The 13,685-nt window shown below is 45.9% G+C and carries 10 protein-coding genes and 27 tRNA genes; 4 read left to right on the top strand and 33 right to left on the bottom strand.

What is annotated here, in order from left to right; translation table 11 throughout:
* Positions 1–90 precede the first annotated feature (90 nt).
* The 27 genes from QUA90_RS16890 to QUA90_RS16760 form a co-directional block, all read right to left on the bottom strand.
* A tRNA-Ala gene (locus QUA90_RS16890) sits at positions 91–163 on the bottom strand.
* Between the two features lie 121 nt (positions 164–284).
* Positions 285–361: transfer RNA gene (locus QUA90_RS16885), tRNA-Ala, on the bottom strand.
* 7 nt (positions 362–368) lie between these two features.
* Positions 369–442: transfer RNA gene (locus QUA90_RS16880), tRNA-Arg, on the bottom strand.
* Positions 443–775: 333 nt separating this feature from the next.
* A tRNA-Arg gene (locus QUA90_RS16875) sits at positions 776–848 on the bottom strand.
* A gap of 6 nt (positions 849–854) precedes the next feature.
* Positions 855–925: transfer RNA gene (locus tag QUA90_RS16870), tRNA-Val, on the bottom strand.
* Positions 926–930: 5 nt separating this feature from the next.
* A tRNA-Gly gene (locus tag QUA90_RS16865) sits at positions 931–1,002 on the bottom strand.
* A gap of 179 nt (positions 1,003–1,181) precedes the next feature.
* Positions 1,182–1,252, bottom strand: a tRNA-Gly gene (locus tag QUA90_RS16860).
* Positions 1,253–1,257: 5 nt separating this feature from the next.
* Positions 1,258–1,334 (bottom strand) — tRNA-Thr (locus QUA90_RS16855).
* Between the two features lie 6 nt (positions 1,335–1,340).
* Positions 1,341–1,412, bottom strand: a tRNA-Thr gene (locus QUA90_RS16850).
* Between the two features lie 95 nt (positions 1,413–1,507).
* Positions 1,508–1,581: transfer RNA gene (locus tag QUA90_RS16845), tRNA-Leu, on the bottom strand.
* Positions 1,582–1,712: 131 nt separating this feature from the next.
* Positions 1,713–1,785, bottom strand: a tRNA-Pro gene (locus tag QUA90_RS16840).
* Between the two features lie 4 nt (positions 1,786–1,789).
* Positions 1,790–1,870: transfer RNA gene (locus tag QUA90_RS16835), tRNA-Leu, on the bottom strand.
* Positions 1,871–1,893: 23 nt separating this feature from the next.
* Positions 1,894–1,970 (bottom strand) — tRNA-Leu (locus tag QUA90_RS16830).
* Positions 1,971–1,999: 29 nt separating this feature from the next.
* Positions 2,000–2,073: transfer RNA gene (locus tag QUA90_RS16825), tRNA-Gln, on the bottom strand.
* 5 nt (positions 2,074–2,078) lie between these two features.
* Positions 2,079–2,157: transfer RNA gene (locus QUA90_RS16820), tRNA-Gln, on the bottom strand.
* 10 nt (positions 2,158–2,167) lie between these two features.
* Positions 2,168–2,242: transfer RNA gene (locus tag QUA90_RS16815), tRNA-Asn, on the bottom strand.
* A gap of 6 nt (positions 2,243–2,248) precedes the next feature.
* Positions 2,249–2,321: transfer RNA gene (locus QUA90_RS16810), tRNA-Phe, on the bottom strand.
* A 4-nt stretch (positions 2,322–2,325) separates the two neighbouring features.
* Positions 2,326–2,412: transfer RNA gene (locus QUA90_RS16805), tRNA-Ser, on the bottom strand.
* Between the two features lie 8 nt (positions 2,413–2,420).
* A tRNA-Arg gene (locus QUA90_RS16800) sits at positions 2,421–2,495 on the bottom strand.
* 34 nt (positions 2,496–2,529) lie between these two features.
* Positions 2,530–2,611 (bottom strand) — tRNA-Tyr (locus QUA90_RS16795).
* A 13-nt stretch (positions 2,612–2,624) separates the two neighbouring features.
* Positions 2,625–2,699, bottom strand: a tRNA-Lys gene (locus QUA90_RS16790).
* 5 nt (positions 2,700–2,704) lie between these two features.
* A tRNA-Glu gene (locus QUA90_RS16785) sits at positions 2,705–2,778 on the bottom strand.
* 6 nt (positions 2,779–2,784) lie between these two features.
* Positions 2,785–2,859: transfer RNA gene (locus QUA90_RS16780), tRNA-Trp, on the bottom strand.
* Between the two features lie 3 nt (positions 2,860–2,862).
* A tRNA-Met gene (locus QUA90_RS16775) sits at positions 2,863–2,937 on the bottom strand.
* 102 nt (positions 2,938–3,039) lie between these two features.
* Positions 3,040–3,113, bottom strand: a tRNA-Cys gene (locus tag QUA90_RS16770).
* A tRNA-Glu gene (locus tag QUA90_RS16765) sits at positions 3,114–3,188 on the bottom strand.
* A gap of 132 nt (positions 3,189–3,320) precedes the next feature.
* A tRNA-Asp gene (locus QUA90_RS16760) sits at positions 3,321–3,394 on the bottom strand.
* A 495-nt stretch (positions 3,395–3,889) separates the two neighbouring features.
* On the opposite strand from QUA90_RS16760, the gene QUA90_RS16755 reads away from it, so the two are divergent.
* Entirely contained in the window at positions 3,890–4,711 is an 822-nt protein-coding gene (locus tag QUA90_RS16755) for a biotin--[acetyl-CoA-carboxylase] ligase (RefSeq protein ID WP_333446624.1), read from the top strand.
* A 112-nt stretch (positions 4,712–4,823) separates the two neighbouring features.
* On the opposite strand, the gene QUA90_RS16750 is transcribed toward QUA90_RS16755, so the two are convergent.
* Positions 4,824–8,435 (bottom strand): OmpA family protein, encoded by a 3,612-nt coding sequence (locus QUA90_RS16750; protein ID WP_333446622.1) that lies wholly within the window; start codon positions 8,433–8,435, stop codon positions 4,824–4,826.
* 120 nt (positions 8,436–8,555) lie between these two features.
* Positions 8,556–9,653 (bottom strand): 4-hydroxythreonine-4-phosphate dehydrogenase PdxA, encoded by a 1,098-nt coding sequence (pdxA, locus tag QUA90_RS16745; RefSeq protein WP_333446620.1) that lies wholly within the window; start codon positions 9,651–9,653, stop codon positions 8,556–8,558.
* 2 nt (positions 9,654–9,655) lie between these two features.
* Between pdxA and petM the strand changes: the two genes are divergently transcribed.
* From petM to QUA90_RS16730, 3 genes are all read left to right on the top strand, one after another.
* Positions 9,656–9,829: a cytochrome b6-f complex subunit PetM gene (gene petM / locus QUA90_RS30455; protein ID WP_445300115.1), complete on the top strand. Its 174-nt coding sequence runs from the start codon at positions 9,656–9,658 to the stop codon at positions 9,827–9,829.
* A gap of 197 nt (positions 9,830–10,026) precedes the next feature.
* On the top strand, positions 10,027–11,004 hold the full coding sequence (locus QUA90_RS16735) for an NmrA family NAD(P)-binding protein (protein WP_333446619.1): 978 nt from the start codon (positions 10,027–10,029) through the stop codon (positions 11,002–11,004).
* A 1-nt stretch (position 11,005) separates the two neighbouring features.
* Positions 11,006–11,923: an NAD(+) kinase gene (locus QUA90_RS16730; protein WP_333446617.1), complete on the top strand. Its 918-nt coding sequence runs from the start codon at positions 11,006–11,008 to the stop codon at positions 11,921–11,923.
* A gap of 100 nt (positions 11,924–12,023) precedes the next feature.
* Here the strand turns inward: QUA90_RS16730 and QUA90_RS16725 are convergent, their stop codons facing one another.
* The 4 genes from QUA90_RS16725 to QUA90_RS16710 all read right to left on the bottom strand — a co-directional run.
* Complete coding sequence (locus QUA90_RS16725; protein WP_333446615.1) at positions 12,024–12,239, bottom strand: hypothetical protein; 216 nt, start codon at positions 12,237–12,239, stop codon at positions 12,024–12,026.
* The gene (locus QUA90_RS16720; protein ID WP_333446613.1) at positions 12,232–12,654 is read right to left on the bottom strand and encodes an aspartyl protease family protein; all 423 of its coding nucleotides are present in this window, start codon (positions 12,652–12,654) and stop codon (positions 12,232–12,234) included. Before QUA90_RS16720 ends, QUA90_RS16725 begins: the two co-directional genes overlap by 8 nt.
* Positions 12,647–12,868 (bottom strand): hypothetical protein, encoded by a 222-nt coding sequence (locus QUA90_RS16715; protein WP_333446611.1) that lies wholly within the window; start codon positions 12,866–12,868, stop codon positions 12,647–12,649. The genes QUA90_RS16720 and QUA90_RS16715 overlap by 8 nt, the downstream gene beginning before the upstream one ends.
* Before the next feature lie 262 nt (positions 12,869–13,130).
* Positions 13,131–13,685, bottom strand: a 555-nt coding sequence (locus tag QUA90_RS16710; protein WP_333446609.1) for a DUF6414 family protein, incomplete at its 5' end; no start/stop codon positions are given.

The raw sequence follows: 13,685 nt of genomic DNA, 5'->3' as shown, positions 1-13,685 counted from the left end.
AAGGGGTGTCCGACGGGGCTTGAACCCGCTAATAACTAGCTTCACGGGCTAGCGTCTCGACCGCTTCGAATTCAGACACCGAAAATGGAGTGGAGTCAAGGAGAATCGAACTCCTGGCTTCTTGCGTGCAAAGCAAGCGCTCTACCAATTGAGCTATGACCCCGCGTAAAAGATTCACCTGTAGAGTAAATCTAAAATCTAAAATCTAAAATCGAATGACCCCGCGTAAAAGATTCACCTGTGGAGTAAATCTAAAATCTAAAATCTAAAATCTAAAATTGGTGTGGTGGATTGCGATCGGATTTGAACCGATATCTTTCTAACAGCCAGTTAGATGCTTTACCAATTAAGCTACGAACCCCAGACAGCAGGAGCGGTAGGACTTGAACCCACAACATTCGAGGTAGAAGCTCGACACTCTATCCAGTTGAGTTACGCTCCCATGTTTTTTGTTATTGCGCGATTCCCTACGGGATAGCTGCGCTTCACGCACTTTGACGTGCAAGTTATCAGAGCATTGCGTTTTCTCAGTTACTAGAGGGACTCCGCCGATGAGTTATTACACACTCTTTAAAGGATGGCTACCTTTAAGCCAACCTGCCGGGTTCATGGCACTCCTCGTTCTCAAACGCCCGCTGATTTTGACAGCGTTACCTTTCCTCTCGTACTAAAGTATGTAGGCTCCAAAGATTGGGACACGCAAAGGGCGATCGCTCTTAATATAAAAAATTATCCATTCAATGGAATCAACCTCCTTAAATTAAAGCAAAAACAACGAGAGTGGTAGGACTCGAACCCACAACATCCGCGTCCGAAGCGCGGCGCTCTATCCATTGAGCTACACTCCCATAAATTGGTAGTCCTAACAGGAGATTACCCCGCGTCTGCTTGTAAGGCAAACGCTCTACCATCGAAGCTCAGGACTACAAAAGCGGATGATGGGACTCGAACCCATGCGCTGAGAATGGCATACTCAGATGCTAGCCTTTACATCACACCCGCAAACCGATTTGAGATTGGAAATTTTGGATTTAACCGAGATGTTGCACCCTTGTCAATAAGCCTTTTGAACGGGCAAGATGCCCGTTCCACAAGAAAATCTACTCTTTGTGGAACAGGCATCTTGCCTGTTCTTGAGAATGGTGCAAGATGTGAGATTTAACAAACTTCTTGTTTGCCCAAGCGGATAACGAGGATCGAACTCGTGCCTAGAGTTTGGAAGACTCGAATGCTACCGTTACACCATATCCGCAATTGTGGGGCTGGTGATAGGAATTGAACCTACAACCGACTGATTACAAATCAGTTGCTCTGCCTAATTGAGCTACACCAGCGCGCCAAGCAGATGGTGAGATTTGAACTCGCAAGAAGGCTTTACAAGAGCCTCATATTGCCAATTACATCACACCTGCATTTTTGGTGGCGGGGGCAGGAGTTGAACCTGCTATTAAGAGGCTTATGAGACCTCCAAGCCTACCCAGGCTACTTCACCCGCGATGTCACAAAATACCCCTGACTGGCATCGAACCAGCACTAACTAGAGCCTAAATCTAGCGCCTCTACCGATTGGGCTACAGGGGCAAAACAGATTTGAAATTTGAGATTTGAGATTTGAGATTGAATAAAACCTCATACCCCTGACAGGCCTCGAACCTGCAAAAAACACTCGTTCTGAGCGAGTGATGTTTTCCAATTACATCACAGGGGTAAAGTCGGGATGGTTGGATTTGAACCAACGACTCCATGCTCCCAAAGCATGGCTTCTGGCCGCTGAATTACATCCCGTTCATGCTCCTAGTGAGACTCGAACTCACACTCAAAATAAAACAGATTTTAAGTCTGCCGCGTCTGCCAATTCCGCCACAGGAGCAAGTAGAAACTTAGTTGAAAATTTGGTACTCCTGGTGAGATTTGAACTCACACAACACAATTTTTGAAATTGCGGCCTCTGCCAATTGGGCTACAGGAGCGTAATTTATCTGCTTTGGTAATAGCAGAACTGGGAAGGCAGGGATCGAACCTGCATTTTGCCGCTTTCAAAGAGCGGTGCCATACCGATTAGGCGACTTCCCAATAATTGGGTGCCGGGGTAGGCTTTGAACCTACATAAACTCCTATTTCAGAGATAGGCGACTTTACCAATTTGTCTACCCGGCAATAAAAAAAATGGCTGCCCCAGTAGGACTCGAACCTACAACCTAGCGGTTAACAACCGCTTGCTCTACCATTGAGCTATAAGGCAACGCAGTCCCCCAAGTCAGTATCGAACTGACGACCTCTTGTTCTTCAGACAAGCGCTCTACCAACTAAGCTATCGGGGGAAAACGGAGAAGGAGGGATTTGAACCCTCGACGGCTGTTAAACCGCTCTTTCTTAGCAGGAAAGCGCCTTAAGCCACTCGGCCACCTCTCCTCAGCGAGCGAGAACGGAGGGATTTGAACCCCCAAATCTTCAGTTTCGTAGACTGAGATGTTATCCAGTTACACCACGTTCTCAAGATTGCAACTGCGGATTAAATGCAGTTACAAATGGGTCGGGCTGGAATTGAACCAGCAACGCTTTAAGCTACTGTTTTACAGACAGCTACCCACGCCAATAGGAGGGCCGACCCAAGATAGGATTTTTGGTAGGTCGTCGAGGAATTGAACCTCGATCCATCCGCTTAAAAGGCGGCTGCAAAACCATTCTGCCAACGACCCACGAGAAGTGCTGACGGGAGTTGAACCCGCAATCACTTGGGTGAAAACCAAGCGGCTTAAACCATTTGCCTACAGCACTATAAATTGGCACAGGAACTGAGATTTGAACTCAGAATGCTGGTTTTGGAGACCAGAGTGTTGCCAGTTACACCATCCCTGCTTGTGGTGGCAGCGGCGGGATTTGCACCCGCATTGACCAAGGTATGAACTTGGCGCTTTGTTATTAAGCTACGCTGCAATGTCACTTTCGCTTCGTTCCTTTTCAAAGTTAAAAATTTCAATTAAAAGACTGTTAGTTTAATCTTTTAATTTCTATTTTTTAATTCCTGATGGGGAACAGAGGTTAGGGCGGGATTTGAACCCGCGAAAATCGGTTTTGCAGACCGACGCCTTCAACCACTCGGCCACCTAACCTGGGAGTCCCGACGAGGTTTGCACTCGCAATCTTCTCCTTGAGGGGGAGACGGCTTGACTTTTGCCTACGGGACTTTGACCCTCGCCGAAAAACGGATACTTGCTTTCCGACAGGAGGTGTGGATTTTAGACCAAAGTTCCAGTTCCCAGATTCTTCTCCTGTGGAGTAAATCTAAAATCTAAAATCTAAAATCTAAAATCGACTGACGGGAGTAACGAGACTTGAACTCGCAACCTTTCGCTCGACAGGCGATTGCTCTGACCGATTGAGCTATACCCCCGCGAAAATGAACAATATTCTGTCCTTGAATTACTCAAGTTGGGACGGGGTGGCGGTTGATTCCGCGTACTACAACCCGATCGGGCTTTTGTTGCCGGAGTCTACACCGCCAATGTCCACAATTATGTGACACGATTAACTTCCTATTCAGTTGTCAAGGTTCATATTGCTTGTGGGGCAAGGCTTTGAATCTCTTTCCCCTTCGTCATATGTTTATACTACATTGCGTATTACAAGACTGTCAAGGGGGTAATACAACTTTTTTTTAAATTGGGTTTTTTAAAGGGGTGCCGATCGCTCCAACCAACCCTCTGCGACCCCCAAAGTCCTTATATATCAACATTTTTACTGTTAAAGTGATGTTGTGGCGTAAGGTAAATCTGATGCTGAAACCGTACTACACTCCAATTTCTCTGAATTCTCGCCGTCGCGCGAGGTGGCACTTCTGGAAAATGCGATAATCAGCTTTTAGATATCAAATACTACAAATCAAACGTTGTCTGAATTGCCCTTAACTCCCGTGCCCGCATTGGCAGCCGATCGCCCAAACATCCGTGACTGGCTACACTCGTTAGATACCTGTCCGAGTACCAACAGTTGGGCGATCGCCCGCGCGGCCCAACTCCACCACGGAGATGCAGTATTTACCAAGCGACAAACCAGCGGGCGTGGCCAACACGGGCGCACCTGGCACGCCCCAACCGGTGTCTTAACTGTTAGTTTTGTACTCGACAACCTCAACCCCACTCTGTTGCCAGGGCTCAGTTTAGCAGCGGGTTTAGCCGTGATTTACGCGATCGAAGATTTGGTTCCCGACTGTCGCGATATGCTGCGCCTGAAATGGCCAAACGATGTCTGGATCGATCGCCACAAATTAGCCGGAATTCTCTGCGAAGCTACTTCCGGCAATGCTTTGGGCAAAACTCGCGCCGTTGTGGGAATTGGACTCAACCGCTGCGTAGATTTCGCGGCTGCGGGATTGGATGAAAGGGATCTCGGCAAAGCGGTAAGCTTGCATTCTATTGCTAGTACAGTACCAGATGAACTGTGTTTGCTCGATCGACTGCGGCACTATTTACTCGAACTAGCCGATATGTTTTCTACCACAGACAAGCCAGCCTCCAAGTCGGGTTTAGCGCTACTTTTGCCGGAATTGCGCCGCCGCGATGCGTTGATTGGCAGCCCCGTGGCGATCGAACTTGCGTCGGAGACTATCTGCGGAGAAGCAGCGGGCATTGATGGATGCGGCCGCTTGTTAGTATGCTTGGCGGGCGATCGAATACAAGCCTTTACCTCTGGGCGAGTTCGATTAATTTAAGAGTCAGTTGGCAGTTGGCAGTTGGCAGTTGGCAGTTGGCAGTTGTCATCACTCAACGCCGTCAACAGTCAACAGTCAACAGTCAACAGTCAACAATTCCCCATTCCCAATTTTAATTGATCACCTCAAATACTACCAATCTGCTCAGCCACAGCGGTTGATTGGCCTCCACACCTTCGGGACGACCCTTAGTAGAAGCAACTTGTATTCTGTTGCCATTTATCCCTTGTCTAACCAAAATATTTTTCACATTTGTCGCCCTTTCCAATGCCAACTTTTGATTTTCTACCGGAGTGCTTTTAAAATCGCTGTAGCCCACTATCCTTAAATTCTTCGTGCGATTTTTCTCCATATATTCCTTGACCTTGCTAAGCTTTTGTGCTACGTCTTTCGCCTCCAAACTTGCCGAACCTGCACCGAAATACACGCGAACTGGCATTATTATCTTTGGTGGCGGTGGAGTTCCTATTATCACTGTATTTGTTACCGACTTCACCCCCGGAATTTTCTCAAAAGCTTGAGTTATTTTCTGAGCATCTGGCACTTTGCTTACGCTGCCTGCAACGGCGACTTTTCCCTCAGCATAGCGAGCCGAGATATTAATGCTTTCTACTTTATTCAAAAGAGCTGCCGTCCGCTTGACATCGGCTTCGACTAAAACTGGATCAGGAGGTACTTCAACGGCTATAATTTTATTTTCAATTTTTGATTGTGGAGCCGCTTGCTGAGCGATTTTTTCCGCTTTTAATCGCAGATTTTGATTCGGCACTCGTCCAGAAATCTCCAATAATTTATCTTTAACATCTGCCGCGATACGATAAACCGATAACTCTGGAGCAGATTGTAATGCTAAATTCGTATCTGCTTCTAAGCTGGCTTCAACTCCGCTGCGGTATTGATGAATTCCCCAAGGTACCCCAATTAAACCTAACGCTGCCAAACCGATCATGGGTAAAATGGGAAGTTTAGAAGATTTAACTTTTACATCTGTATCGATTAATTTTTGCAATTTCGAGTTTACTTCGGGTGGTACAGTTGCTGGATCGCCGTTAAATGACTGAATTTGAGTTCCGTATTCTTGAACAATATTGTTGAATATCGATCGCATTTTATACTTAAACCACTGGCGGGTTTCTCCTTGCATCACTACTGCCAGATAACACGAACCCGCAACTTCCAGTACGATCGTAGATGTGCCGTATTCTATGGCATCAATCTCTGCAATATTTCCCGACTGAGATATGCAATCGTTGACAAAAGCCCGAATAGCAGTCAGCATTCCCGCTACCATGTCTGATTCTAGCTGTTCGCGTTCAGACTTCTGCACTGCTGAAATTACTAAGCCCGATTTTGCTTGAATTAAAAAAACAGCTTTAACACTCATTGGTGTTGTTTCTTTCAGCAGCAATTCTGCTTCAGAAATTCCCTGCAATTTTGATTTAATCTTGCGACTAATCACCTCTGGACTTAAAGTTGCTTCGAGTTTTTCATTAATTTCCCGCATCATCTCGGCGATGTATTTTAAAATCGTGCTGCCGATGATCGGATAAAGTGCATCCGACATTGCTTCTCGCTTGAGATGAATTTGCTGTTTGATAGCGGCAGCCATTTCCGGCGCGATCGCCATTGCAATTTCATCGGGCGATTCACTCATTCTGTGGCTGATTCCCACAGGAAGGGCCGACGATATGGCTACTCCCATCGATTGTCTATTTTCTCTGGTTTTCGTATTAATTATTTCATCAATTATCGGACTTATGGTTTCGACAAATGATTTTCTCGACTCATTAATTGTTTGGAGCATCATTTCGGGAAACATGATTTTAATTCGGGCGATTAATTCTTCCCGATCGCCTCCCCATTCCGCATCAGTAATTTTACGATCGAGTTCCCCTACTTTATCGTTGAGTCTGTAATTATAACTTACAACTTCATCTAACAATGGTAAAATAGATTCGATGACAGACTTTTGCAGTTGGGCGTGATGGCTAACCATCAGCTCGTCAATCAAAGGTTTCAGTAAATCGGTAAACAAGTCTGTCGATTCATAAATCCGGTGTTCGATCGCCACAATCTGTTGTTCGATCTTCGCGAGTCTTTGATCGATCCTTTTATTCTGAATGATGGCATCGACAGCCGGGGCGATCGCAGATTCTATCTCTAGCTTTGCTTCCCCGATGTTTCGGGACAGCATTTCTACAATCACTGGCATTATTCTTGCCATCAACCCTTCTATCTCGGCTAAAACTTGCTGCTGAACTTCGACAATCTTAGTTTCATTATTTAATATTTGCGCTGCAATACCGCTGTTTTGAAGAGCTGTGTTGACACCGGGTGCGATCGCCTCTCTCACCTCTAACTTGGTTTCCTCGATTTTCCGGTTCAGCGACTCAATCATTAACGGCATTAACCTTGCCATTATATCTTCCGGCTGCGTTTTTTGCTGTCGCTGAAGATTATTTAGTCTACTTTCTACGTCGCTCAATTTTCCTTGAACTTCCCTTTGAAGAATTGCTGATTCTATCAAAGGTTGGATCGTCGCTGCTACTTGTAATTTTGATTCATCGATTTTCTGATTCAGCAAATCAGTTATTGCCGGCATTAGCATCGCCATTATCTCTTCTGGCTTCTGAGTTGGCGACTGTTGCGTAGCCAATCGGCTCTCGATGAGGCTCAATACTTTTTCTTCTATTTCTACCCAAGCTATTCTTACCTGTACTGAGGGAGCAACAGCTTCTACAACCTCTAATTTTAATTCACTAATTTTGCGGTTCAGCAAATCGCTAACTACTGGTACTAGCTGCTTAATTAAATCTTCAGGTTGCTGCTGGTAACGCTGCTGAATATTCGCAATTCTATCTTCAATTCTTACTACCTGTTCTTCAAGTCCGTTTTGATTGTGAATTACTTGATTGACTCTCGGTGCGATCGCCGAAGCTACCTCTAACTTAGACTCCTCTACCTTACGGTTGAGCAGATCGCCCACCACTGGCATCAGCCGTTGGATTAAGTGTTCTGTATTCGGCAGTGGCTGCTGGTTCAAATTAGCAATTTGATTTTCCCAATCTGCTAATTTTGCCTCCAACTCGATCGGATTAATGTTATTATTGCTCGCGAGTTCGATCGCCTTTTTTAATTCAGACTTCAACTCCTCTATTTCTTCTCTCACTAACTCAGGAATTAACGGTTTCAGTAAAACCATCAACTCTTCTGGTTGAGACATCAGCTTCTCAAAATTTTCCAACCTTTGTTCCACGCTCAAAACATTACTGTAAAATTCCGGTAAATCCCTTTCAAACAGCAGTTGTTGCAACTGTTTAAACTGCTCTACTGCTTGTTCTAATTCTTCCTCCGACTGCCGATTATTTTTGGCTACCTTCCCGGCAATAGATAAATCGGGTTCCTGATTATTGTTTTCTCGTCTTTGAGATGGGATCTCTTCCTCGTTAGTTAATACTTCCGGCACAATACTCGGTGATTCGATCCGAAAAGACAATTGTTGGCGTCGATTTTCCTCATCCTCCACCCGCTGCACAGACTTTTCCGAAAGGGGTAACTTCAGCTCGCTTGGTTCTTTTTTTGATTTCTTTAATAACTGGAATTCAGTCAGTATGGTTAGCAATTCCTGAAGTTGCTCTCCAGCTTTAGAATTTGCCAGAGTTGCATCAGAAACCTCTTTTTCTGACTGATATATTTTGCCTGAATTATCATTAGATGCTGCCATACTGCGCTACCAAAAGTTGATTTTAATCGACCGAAGGAAATTACCAGCTTGCTTGCCGCCTCACCCCAGCGAAAATCAATAGGAATGACACAATTGTTCCAAGCGTCAGGCGTACTAAAGCTATCGCCTTATTTTAACTGCTGTTCTGCGACTAGCCAACTGAGCCGCCAACTGCAATGCTGCCTTCATGCTGGAGGCATCCGCAATCCCTTGACCTACAATATCAAAAGCTGTCCCGTGATCCGGAGATGTGCGGACAAAAGGCAAGCCAATTGTAGTGTTGACTGCTTTATCGAAAGCCATCAATTTTACTGGAATCAACCCCTGGTCGTGGTACATTGCCAAGTAACCGTCGTGAGCTTCCTTGGCTAAACCGTACCAAACTTTAGCCGGTTTTACCCACAGGGTATCAGGGGGGACTGGCCCGTCTAACTGCACTTGAGGAAAGCGATCGCGCTGCGTTTCCAACCAAGGTATCATCCAGTCTTGCTCTTCATTTCCCAGTTTGCCATTTTCGCCGCTGTGAGGATTTAAGCCAGAAATCGCAATTTTCGGTCTTTCTAGCCCAAAATCTTCCCGCAAACAGTTTATCAGTAATTCTAGTTTTTCACTCAGTAATTCTGGAGTCAAAGCATCGGGGACTTGACGGAGTGAAATATGTGTGGTAGCGAGTAAAGTTACCAACGTCCAGCCACTGTGTGGAGATGTGGCGGCAAACAGCATTCCGAATCGCTGCGATTTTGCCCTTTCTGCGAGAAGTTCTGTTTGTCCGGGATAATTGTAACCTGCCGCCTGCCAGCAAGTTTTGGAAATCGGGCCTGTGACGATGGCGGAGAATTCGCCGGCGATGGTACGGGCGATCGCACTTTCCATGTAAGCAAAGCTAGCAGCCCCGCTAGCTGCACTCCCGACACCGGGGACAATTTCGCCCCACTTGCTGTCTGGTTCGATATCAATAATATTTAATGTTTCGGGATTTGCCGCTTCTGCTGCTGGATTAGTCGATCGCAACTTATCGTAAGTTTGCTGCAAAATCATCCTAGAACCAAAAACCGTCACCATCAAAGCAGCAGCGGGATCTGCCAATGCCTTGAGAATCACTTCCGGGCCAATTCCCGCCGGATCTCCCAGAGTTACAGCTAGTTTGGATTCCCGATCGAGACTCAAGGCAGTTTTCTCCAACAAAATACAGGAATTTCGGCACTGAAATTTTAGCATTCATGTACCGGGTTGACCCAAATTATATTATCTTTATTGAATGCGATCGCCCAATTGGACATATCAAAACCATGAATCCTGAAATTTTCAATGCAGCCTTTTTGTCCTTTTCCCTAATTTTCGTGGGTATAGGTGGAGGCTTCCTCCTGCTCAAATTGCAAGGCGGCGAAGAATAAGTTTTTTTCAACCAATCCTTCAGAAGCCTTATATCTTCTGCCTTCTAGAGTCTACTTGCTGCCGAAAGCCAGCCTTGGGCCGAATATCTCAAGCCTAAAATGAGAAAATTTCAGGTTTTTGTTAAGTTTGTTATAAAAACTTAACAAAAACCTGATACCATCTTATAGAAAGTTTAAGATTCATAATTAATCCCTAGATGACTTTATTGATTTTAGGTGCCACCGGCACTCTCGGCCGCCAAATAGCCCGCCGCGCCCTAGACGAGGGCTACCAGGTGCGCTGTTTAGTCAGAAGTTACAGAAAAGCTGCCTTTTTGAAAGAATGGGGCGCTGAACTCGTACCGGGAAACCTTTGCCAGCCAGACAGTCTGCCTCCGGCCCTAGAAGGCGTCAGTGCTATTATCGATGCAGCAACAGCCAGTGCAGCCGATTCTGTCAGCATCAAAAGAGTAGACTGGGACGGAAAAGTATCGCTGATCCAAGCAGCAGCAGCAGCAGGCATCAAGCGTTACATCTTCTTTTCCTTTCTCGACGCTGAGAAATATCCCCAAGTCCCGTTGTTGGAAATCAAGCGCTGTACCGAACTGTTCTTAGAAGAATCCGGTTTAGACTACACAATCTTGAGACCTTGCGGCTTTTTGCAAGGACTGCTGAGCCTGTATGCAATGCCGATTTTGGACAATCAGGCAGTCTGGCTGCCCAACAAGCCATCCGCCCTTGCCTACATGAACACTCAGGACGTTGCTAAATTTGCCGTCCGGGCCCTTTCCGTTCCTGAAACCGAGAAAAAAAGCTTTCCGGTGGTGGGAAATCGCGCTTGGGATGCTGACGAAATCGTGCGGTTGTGCGAACGGCTGTCAGGGAAGGAAGCCAAAATTACGCGCACCCCAGATGTCTTGTTGCAGGCTACTCGTAAATTAGCTACCTTCTTTCAGTGGAGTTGGAACGTAGCTGACAGATTGGCTTTTTCAGAAGTTTTGGCAGCCGGAAAACCCTTGAAAGCTCCGATGGATGATGTTTACAGTGTCTTCGGAATCGACCCTAAAGAAACTACTACTTTGGAGTCTTATCTCGAAGAATACTTTAATCTGATTATGAAGAAGCTCAAGGAAATAGAGTACGAGCAGCTTAAAACTAAAAAACGGAGTAAACAAAAAATGCCCTTTACATTTTAAAGTGCCGAAAGCTGGGATTATATACAACGACGTTAAACCTGTGGCTTGTCGCATCGCCGCAGAGTTAGAAGACAAGCTGACTGCCCGCGGCTGGGAGGTTTGCTCGGTTTCTGGTTCGGGAGGAATTCTGGGCTATTCTAGCCCCGATCGCCCCCTGTGCCACACTCAGATCGAACAACTCGTTCCCCCCGGTTTTGACAGCGACATGGAGTTTGCAGTGGTTTTGGGCGGCGACGGTACGGTGCTGTCGGCATTTCGCCAAGTCGCTCCGATTGGAGTGCCGCTGCTGACTGTCAATACCGGTCACATGGGCTTTTTAACAGAAACTTACCTGAACTTGCTGCCGCAAGCTTTGGAAAAGGTAATCGCCGGAGAATACGAAATAGAAGAAAGATCAATGCTGGCGGTGCGGTTGTTTCGAGAAAACGACTGCCTCTGGGAAGCCCTTTGTCTCAATGAAATGGTGCTGCACCGGGAACCGCTGACTTGTATGTGTCATTTTGAAGTGGCGATCGGGCAGCACGCCTCTGTTGACATTGCCGCAGATGGGGTAATTATCGCGACTCCCACAGGATCGACAGCTTACGCTCTTTCTGCAGGTGGCCCTGTCATCATTCCCGGAGTGCCGGTGTTGCAGTTGCTGCCTATTTGCCCGCATTCAATGGCTTCGCGGGCTTTGGTGTTTTCCAACACTGAGCCGGTCAAGATTTTGCCGGCGAGTCCAAACCGCCTGGTAATGGTGGTAGACGGGAACGGCGGATGTTATGTTCTGCCCGAAGATTGGGTGCAAGTCGAGCGAGCTCCGTATCCAGCCCGGTTTATTCGGGTGCAATCTTTTGAGTTTTTCCACATTTTGCGGGAAAAATTGGGCTGGGGATTGCCTCACATTGCTAAACCGAGTTCCGTTGAGTTGCCTTGATACTTGTTGTTGACACTCCCCGACTATCAAGGTACGGGGATTGTTGGCTCAACCAGTTGGCTTGCTCGTAGATATCATATCAAGTCGTAGCTGTAGGAGACTACAATTTCCGTTCTCGTTTTTCACCGATTGAAGGGATTTGGATTTCTTTATCTGTTGATAAATAGTAGAATAAAGCAGCAATTAGTGTTGGTAATGTAGGGCGACATTTATCCACCGGAATCTTTAATTCTCGATCGAGATTCCGAACCATCTCCAAAGTCAGGCTGCGTTTACGAGATAACGGTATAGTTGGAGTGTTTTCATTTCTATTCACTCTGCTTAGGACGGATTTCAAATTCTGAACGTGCCCGGAAGAAACAGACATCAAACTCGAAGAAGAAATTAGCTTGCCCCAAAATCAAAGGTACATTGGTTGCTTGTGTCCAGGCAAATGCCAGGTTAAGCGTTGGGAATGAACTAACTCGAGCATTAACAACGACTGCGCGGGCTTCAAATCGAGCCAAATTCCCAGCCAATACGACTGAGAGTGTCTCATTTTCCCAGACTAAGCTCAGTTGTAGCCCTAACTCGTAGGGCAAAACATTAACGCTTGCGCCTGTATCTAGTAAGCCCTCAGCGTTCAAGGATTGACCGTTCAGGCTGAGTGTCAATGGGAGATACGGCATTCGATCGACCATGCCAAGACTGCTGTCAATGATTTTGTAGGGAAATCTCTGAGCGTCAATCATTCTGTTCTTGTTGTTTTGTCGTCAGAAGATTCATTAAAACATTGGCAGCCTCAGAGCAATTGTAAGGCGACCAGACCGGATACTCTCGATCGGCAACAAAAAAGTTTGTTGCATCTTCTTCTTTGACCAATTCTGTTGCCAGAAACTGCATCAGCCGAAGCTTGTCAATTTTTGAAAGTTCCTGGATTTTGGACATTAGTTCAATTAATGGCATTTGAGAATCTCCTCGTTTGAGGTTTGGCGAAAAGATTGGATCTACTAGCTTGTTGCATGGGTGCGCGATCGAAGCGTGTCTATTTATTCTACCAACTTTCTGTAGGTCAAGCTCTCGATCGAGCTTCCGAATCATCTCCAAAATCAGACAGCGTTTGCGAGATAACGGCTAAAGTGAGTGGCGGCGAGTAGACTAGAACGTAGCGCGAAGACTCTGTACCGTCCGCTCCACTGTCTTGTTATACCTCTTACCCGCAGAAGAATCAAAACTCTCTGTAGATTGCAATTGGATCTACCATAATCTCATTTTTGAGTTTTCCAGTAAATTGCTTTTCCATCTCAGAGAGCTTTAAGATCATCTGAGCAACAGCCTCTTTCATATCTTTTGAACCAGAAGATTCTTCAGCAGGTAAATCAGGTGGCCCATCCTTACTTTGAGTAACTGTTCCAAAAATTATAAAGTCTTTCTCTGAGTATCTAGAATACTTCTTGACGATAAGATTCTCTTCCTCTCTTAAGTACTCTCTCTTTAAAAGTGCGCTAAACAAATAGTTCCCTTCCGGTTCAGATGAAAGATACGTTCTGACCTCAAACTGATCTTTATAGCCATAATTTAAAACAACCCCGACGTTATCAAGAAACTCTTGATCTATGTTCCAGCCTAGATTCTTAGCTATAATAGATAGATCATTTATCTTCTTAGAAGATTGCTTGGCAAAACCCTTTTCATTTTTGTTTTTCGCTGGGGGGGTGACAAAGAGGTCTACGAGATAGACTGTATAAGGGTTGCGGCCCGCATACCTTGTTGATAAAAACGG

The sequence above is a fragment of the Microcoleus sp. D3_18_C4 genome, assembly GCF_036702355.1.
Classification (GTDB): domain Bacteria; phylum Cyanobacteriota; class Cyanobacteriia; order Cyanobacteriales; family Microcoleaceae; genus Microcoleus.
Note: the sequence above shows the minus strand (reverse complement) of the source record. Positions and strands in the feature narration are given on the sequence as shown.